Origin of the sequence: Dehalobacter sp. 12DCB1, assembly GCF_004343605.1 — a bacterium.
In the GTDB taxonomy this organism is placed as follows: Bacteria; Bacillota; Desulfitobacteriia; order Desulfitobacteriales; family Syntrophobotulaceae; genus Dehalobacter.
In genome coordinates, this window is the sequence record NZ_POSF01000012.1 from 1 (window position 1) to 5,999 (window position 5,999).

9 protein-coding genes are annotated in these 5,999 nt (G+C 38.2%); 2 read left to right on the forward strand and 7 right to left on the reverse strand.

The window, feature by feature from the left end; all coding sequences use genetic code 11:
• Positions 1-119: 119 nt before the first annotated feature.
• The 4 genes from C1I38_RS05325 to C1I38_RS14110 form a co-directional block, all read right to left on the reverse strand.
• Positions 120-1,010, reverse strand: coding sequence for a hypothetical protein (locus C1I38_RS05325; RefSeq protein WP_243109294.1), 891 nt, complete (start codon positions 1,008-1,010; stop codon positions 120-122).
• A gap of 289 nt (positions 1,011-1,299) precedes the next feature.
• Positions 1,300-1,809 carry a hypothetical protein gene (locus C1I38_RS05330; protein WP_131930021.1) on the reverse strand — a complete coding sequence of 170 codons (510 nt, stop codon included), beginning with the start codon at positions 1,807-1,809 and terminating at the stop codon, positions 1,300-1,302.
• Between the two features lie 307 nt (positions 1,810-2,116).
• Positions 2,117-2,416: a putative immunity protein gene (locus tag C1I38_RS14105; RefSeq protein ID WP_348980944.1), complete on the reverse strand. Its 300-nt coding sequence runs from the start codon at positions 2,414-2,416 to the stop codon at positions 2,117-2,119.
• Between the two features lie 2 nt (positions 2,417-2,418).
• Positions 2,419-2,661: a putative immunity protein gene (locus C1I38_RS14110; RefSeq protein WP_207668614.1), complete on the reverse strand. Its 243-nt coding sequence runs from the start codon at positions 2,659-2,661 to the stop codon at positions 2,419-2,421.
• 260 nt (positions 2,662-2,921) lie between these two features.
• Between C1I38_RS14110 and C1I38_RS05340 the strand changes: the two genes are divergently transcribed.
• On the forward strand, positions 2,922-3,188 hold the full coding sequence (locus tag C1I38_RS05340; RefSeq protein ID WP_131930019.1) for a type II toxin-antitoxin system prevent-host-death family antitoxin: 267 nt from the start codon (positions 2,922-2,924) through the stop codon (positions 3,186-3,188).
• Entirely contained in the window at positions 3,181-3,486 is a 306-nt protein-coding gene (locus tag C1I38_RS05345) for a type II toxin-antitoxin system RelE/ParE family toxin (RefSeq protein ID WP_131930017.1), read from the forward strand. The genes C1I38_RS05340 and C1I38_RS05345 overlap by 8 nt, the downstream gene beginning before the upstream one ends.
• A gap of 139 nt (positions 3,487-3,625) precedes the next feature.
• On the opposite strand, the gene C1I38_RS05350 is transcribed toward C1I38_RS05345, so the two are convergent.
• The 3 genes from C1I38_RS05350 to C1I38_RS05360 all read right to left on the reverse strand — a co-directional run bounded on the left by C1I38_RS05350 (position 3,626) and on the right by C1I38_RS05360 (position 5,830).
• Positions 3,626-4,192, reverse strand: coding sequence for a hypothetical protein (locus C1I38_RS05350; protein ID WP_131930015.1), 567 nt, complete (start codon positions 4,190-4,192; stop codon positions 3,626-3,628).
• Between the two features lie 309 nt (positions 4,193-4,501).
• Entirely contained in the window at positions 4,502-5,047 is a 546-nt protein-coding gene (locus C1I38_RS05355; RefSeq protein WP_119776362.1) for a putative immunity protein, read from the reverse strand.
• A gap of 243 nt (positions 5,048-5,290) precedes the next feature.
• Positions 5,291-5,830 carry a tyrosine-type recombinase/integrase gene (locus tag C1I38_RS05360; RefSeq protein WP_282432350.1) on the reverse strand — a complete coding sequence of 180 codons (540 nt, stop codon included), beginning with the start codon at positions 5,828-5,830 and terminating at the stop codon, positions 5,291-5,293.
• Positions 5,831-5,999 lie beyond the last annotated feature (169 nt).

Here is a 5,999-nt window from a genome sequence, read left to right on the forward strand (position 1 = left end):
ATAACGGTTGGGCATTACCGCAGCGTCCTAAACACATTCATATTGGCAAAGTTGCGGTAATGCCTTGTTATGTAAAGTGGCATCTTATTAAATCATCATGCAATAAAAATACTTTTTGTCTAATCTATTGAGATTGATGTTATAACGCTGATCTGATTCAATTCTTCTGTATCAATAAAAAACTCCATCATGTGACCTTCTTCCAGAATAAACGTATAGCCTGAATACTGATATAAGGCTTTCTTCTCGTCATCTAAACGTTGATATTTTGAATCATAATAATTCAATACCTTAACAGCATTATCACCTACTTTGTAACCGTCTTGTAGCGGAAATTCGGGAGAATCGGTTCTCAAACGACGAATTCTATTTGTATATCCTACAAATGCGTCCAAAGAACGAATTTCAGAAAACAAACGATTCATCGGTTCTACAACGATATCTTTAGAATGATTATCCGGAAACTCATAAATCCGTCCATTCTCATACGCAAGATAATAATCCCTGTCAAGTATGCCAATAAGGGTTTCAATCCGTTCCCCCACCTTGTATCCTCCTAATGTCTCTATGCCATTCCCGTAATCACGCGAATACTTCTCATCTTTGTCCTCATCAATCGGTATAAGGTCAGAACGATTAACATAGCCACTGACTCCTCTGCTATCCAGTACAAGACACCAGGTCTCTCGATTCATTCCAACTTCATTTATGAGTTCTACAACTTCCGGTTTATAATCTTCATAAATATAAGGAGCATTCGAGTTAGGATAGATTCTTAATGGGTCCTCTCCAATATAGCGGCGGATTCCACTTTTTACTGGATACTTCATCCCATTGTACCTTTGTATAAAAGAATTGTTTCCCTGGGCTATCGCACTTTCGTTTTCTACTTGTACTTCATTCGAAACGGTCGTGTTATTATGTTTAAAAGCAATTACGATTACAGAAATTAAGATCACAACAATAACTAGTAATAATATTATTCTTGTCATTCCTTTATCTTTTTGCAAGTTAATTATCTCCCTTCTATCCGATAATACCAAAGGGTCATCTTAAAGAAAGTAATTTTTCATTAAAACTCCAGAGTATTTCTCCGATATGTCATTTTACATAACGTTTCGGATTCCCGACGTCCTCCCGCCTTAGATAGCTCTTATCTTAGGCGGGAGGATGTGGTGCCTGAACCCGCCCAATACTTTCCTCTTATGGCACCCTTGCGGGAATCTATTGTTAGGCGGCGCGGCAAATATGGACAAAATAAAAACCGTTCATTCATAGAGCATTAAAATAATTTAATTACTAATCACAAGAAATTCCCTGTCCAGATACTATAAAGTGTGGAGAATCATCTATAAATGTAAAATATCTCCAATGTTCTCCATCATCAGAATCATCTGGAAAGGCTTCAATATTGAATCCATCGGATAACGCTATACAGAAACCACCAAATCTATCAGCAACTACTGATTTAACGATCAAATTGTTATACTCCCGGAAAAATTGACTTATTTGTTGATCACAACGATTCTCCCCTTGAACATCCCATTCAAAATCTTGTTCATCGCCCTGCCAACCATCTTTTGGCATGTACCTATCGCGTGAAGCAACTATTATACCTTTAGGCCCTGTTATTCTCCACGCACATTGAATATGAACCGCATACTCATGCACATTCCGAATTGAACCATTATGATCAACCCGTTGAACATCTTTACCAAATCCAAACCACTGTAAGTCACAAGCTCTACCGCATCTCAGGAATGGAAGTCCAATTAAAATTTCCAACTTATGTTCAATCTCTTGTTTCATAAAACAATCCTTTCAATCTTACACTTATAATTCATGCAACTAAAACTTGAATAATGACCCAGTGTCGCCTAACGTCCCGCGAATTGCCGAAGTCTGGTTATTACATACATATAATCTCAGATTTTGGCAATTCGCTGTTATATGCAGTGCCACACTTCTTGCTCAGAGGCCGCCAGGACGGCGGCCCCTTTAATTCCACATGATTATACTTTTATAAACGGGGGCATCTCATACTTTCTCCCCATACAAATTTGAATTTTTCAACCTTTCCTTTTTTTTAAATAAATCACTACTCATAATTGCAAAATCAATCCGCCATCATAAAATCTGCCCATTCACACGGATAGTCTTTATAATGTTCTCGCCAATAATTTATCTGCTCAATATATTGTTGCTTACGCTCCTCAACAACTTTTTTGCATTCTGGTACACCATAGTGTCTAATTATAGCTGTTAAATCATAGATTGGAAATCCGATAGCGTGTCCATTCGCGTGAACCACGCCGCAAGCTTGCCCGATGGCATGGCACAAAGCTATATCTTCAAGAGAGTCGATTTCCTTTGCCACTGCGTGAGCCTGCAAAATCGCGCGCTTAGCCACGGGCATTTTTATTTTACCAGCAGCCAGTCTTTTGATGCCAGCACAGCGGATTCGAGTCGCTTTTCGTTCGGATAACGTTCAAACAACCTTTGAACAGTTTCATCTGCAAATTCAAATGCCCACAAGACCATTGTCCGATGATTTTGTTCTTGAATCAATGTTGCTAAATCGGCTAAAAATTCACTGTTTTTAGCAAATAGAATCTGATTTTTTCTTTTAATTCTGTTTTGCACTTCGTTAAGCCAATTCATGTTTTTTCTCCTTTAACAGATCTTATTCTACAAATAGCTTACCAAAATAAATAGCTACAAAGTAATCTCCATAATCCGCGCATGGAGGCGCGGCGTTTTGTGGCATTGCATATAACGGCTGGGCATTACCGCAGCGTCATGCTTCATTCATATTGGCAAAGTTGCGATAATGCCTTGTTATCTGATGCCTGGCGCTTGCATATATCTATCACAATTATGATATAATATCAATATATATAATGATATAGGAGGATAGAATTATGCCTACAATAAAACCTATTTCTGACCTTAGAAATAATTTTAATCAAATATCTGAAATCTGTCATAAAGATGGTGAACCTGTTTTTATTACGAAGAACGGTCAAGGTGACCTTGTTGTTATGAGCATGGCATTATACGAAAAACAACAGGCGCTCTTAGAACTCTATCAAAAATTGGGAGAAGCTGAAGCTCAAAGCAATTCCGGAATGAATCGAATCTCGCATAATGATTTAATGAAAAATCTTAGGGAGAAGCTCAATGACTAAGAAGTATCATATTGAATATCTTCCTATTGCTCAAGAAGACTTAACCAGTATCATTGAGTATATTCAGATTGATGATCCTTTAGCAGCGCAGTCCTTCCTTGACGAAGTTGATAGGACAATTTCAAAGCTAGAAAACTTTCCACATATGGGGTCAATCCCTAAAGATATGCGCTTAATGAATCTGAATTATCGTATCCTTATCATTGGGAATTACCTTGTGTTTTACGTTGTACTTGACGAAATAATTGAAATCAGGAGAATCCTGCACGGGAAAAGACAATATAGCTTCTTGATTTAGCCCCGAAAGCCAGGTTTCAGATAACGTTTAGGCATTCCCGCCGCGCCCTGACCACATTCATAATCCTCCAAGTGGCGGGAATGCTGTGTTAGGCGAAGTCGGACGCTTATAATTCAGAGCCCGCCAGGACGGCGGGCCCTTATACAACCGGCTTCCCATCCGAGTCTAATAAGTAACTATCTCCATTCCAGTCTCTAACTTTTATTCTATCGTTTGAAATGAACAAACAATCTTCTCCTTCAGGATCTACGAAAATATCTGCCCCAGAGAATTGCCATTTGATATTTCCGCTCTTATCTATGCGTGTAATTTCCAGTTCACCATTAACTAAAAAATCACCTGAAAAGCGATAAATACCAAAACAACAAGCATAGTCGCATTCGGTTTGCCAATCTAATACTAAATCCGGAATCGACAAACAAGAAGCTTTGTTCCCTACTATAATTATTAAACTACTGTCATCAATTACAAAGGATTTTGGATGAACCCTAGTAGGGCCACCAGAGCTCATTACAATTGCACTTTTTAAGACATCTCCATCTTTCATAATTGACAAACCACATTTACTCAAAAAATGATGATTGGCGAGTGACCTGTCGTAATATTCATTATCATATATGTACTTATTGTCAGTTGAGTTCAGAGTATACATTAAGTCATCATAAATCTGTAAAATATAGTCACCATCAAACAACTCAACATTCATAAAAAATCTCTCCGATTCTTCTTCAAAATCGACTCGCGCCAAGGATGGCGCGACCCCCGTCCGATTTCGCCTAACGTCTCGTGAATTCCCGAAGTCTGGTTACTACATTCATATTCTCTCAGATTTTGGGAATTCACTGTTATATGCAGTGCCACACTTCTTGCTCAGAGGCCGCCAGGACGGCGGCCCCCTAAACTCCCACATGATCATACTTTAATAATGTGGGCATCTCATACTTTCACACCATATAAATTGGAATTTGTCAATCTTTCTTTTTTCTTAAAATAAATACTACTCATAATTGCAAAATCAATCCGCCATCATAAAATCTGCCCATTCACACGGATAGTCTTTATAATGTTCTCGCCAATAATATATCTGCTCAATATATTCTTGCTTACGCTCCTCAACAACTTTTTTGCATTCTGGTACACCATAGTGTCTAATTATAGCTGTCAAATCATAGATTGGAAAACCGATAGCATGTCCATTCGCATGAACCACGCCGCAAGCTTGCCCGATGGCATGGCACAAAGCTATATCTTCAAGAGAGTCGATTTCCTTTGCCACTGCGTGAGCCTGCAAAATCGCGCGCTTAGCCACGGGCATTTTTACTTTACCAGCAGCCCAGTCTTTTGATGCCAGCACAGCGGATTCGAGTCGCTTTTCGTTCGGATAACGCTCAAACAACCTTTTAACAGTTTCATCGGCAAATTCAAATGCCCACAAGACCATTGTCCGATGATTTTGTTCTTGAATCAATGCTGCTAAATCGGCTAAAAATTCACTATCTTTAGCAAAAAGAATCTGATTTTTTCTCTTAATTCTGTTTTGCACTTCGTTAAGCCAATTCAAATTTTTTCTCTCCTTTGACAGATAAATTCTTGTTTATCTTATGCTATACAAATTTATTCAATCAGAATAGATTAACAATATAAAATAGCTACATAGTAATCTCCATAATCCGCGCATGGAGGCGCGGCGTTTTGTGGCATTGCATATAACGTCCTTTTTCCGCATATGTTGCGGATTACATCCAAATATGGAGGTAAACCGCAAGGGTTGCGGAGATATTTCCTTTAGCAGAATTTACTTCTTTTAAACCTCTATGTCCAGTGCATCGATTGGGCTGTGTATTTTGGCTAGATCCCGTTGGCTTACATGGGTATATATTTCTGTTGTTTTAGAATTTTTATGCCCTAAAAGTTCCTGGATATATCTCAGATCCGTACCGCCTTCCAGCAAATGGGTGGCAAAGGAGTGTCTGAGTGAATGAACAGATACATCTTTCTTAATATTCGCTTTTGTGCAGGCTTCCTTAAAAATATTTTGAACACTCCGTTCCGATAGGTGACTTCCTTCATTTCCTCCCTTAAAGAGCCAGTCTTTCACCTTATATTCCCTAACATATTTTCTTAAAATATTGAGTGTAATTTCAGATAGAATTGAATACCGGTCTTTTCTCCCTTTGGCCTGCCGTATATGGATTAGCATTCTGCTTTTATCAATGTCATTCACTTGCAGATTAACCACTTCACTTACCCTTAAACCAGCAGAATATATTAAAAACAATATGGCTCGATGCTTAATGTTTTTAACAGATCTCAAGATACAAAATACTTCCTCCTGACTTAACACATCAGGAAGTATTTCTTCCTTTTTGGGTCGGGGCAGATTATAACAAATATCCGTCCTTCCAAGGACAGAAAAGAAAAAAAACTTAATTGCACTGATACTTTGATTTACAAATGAGTGCGAATGTTTTTTATCTATCATCAAATGCACAAGATAATTTTTAATGTCCTCT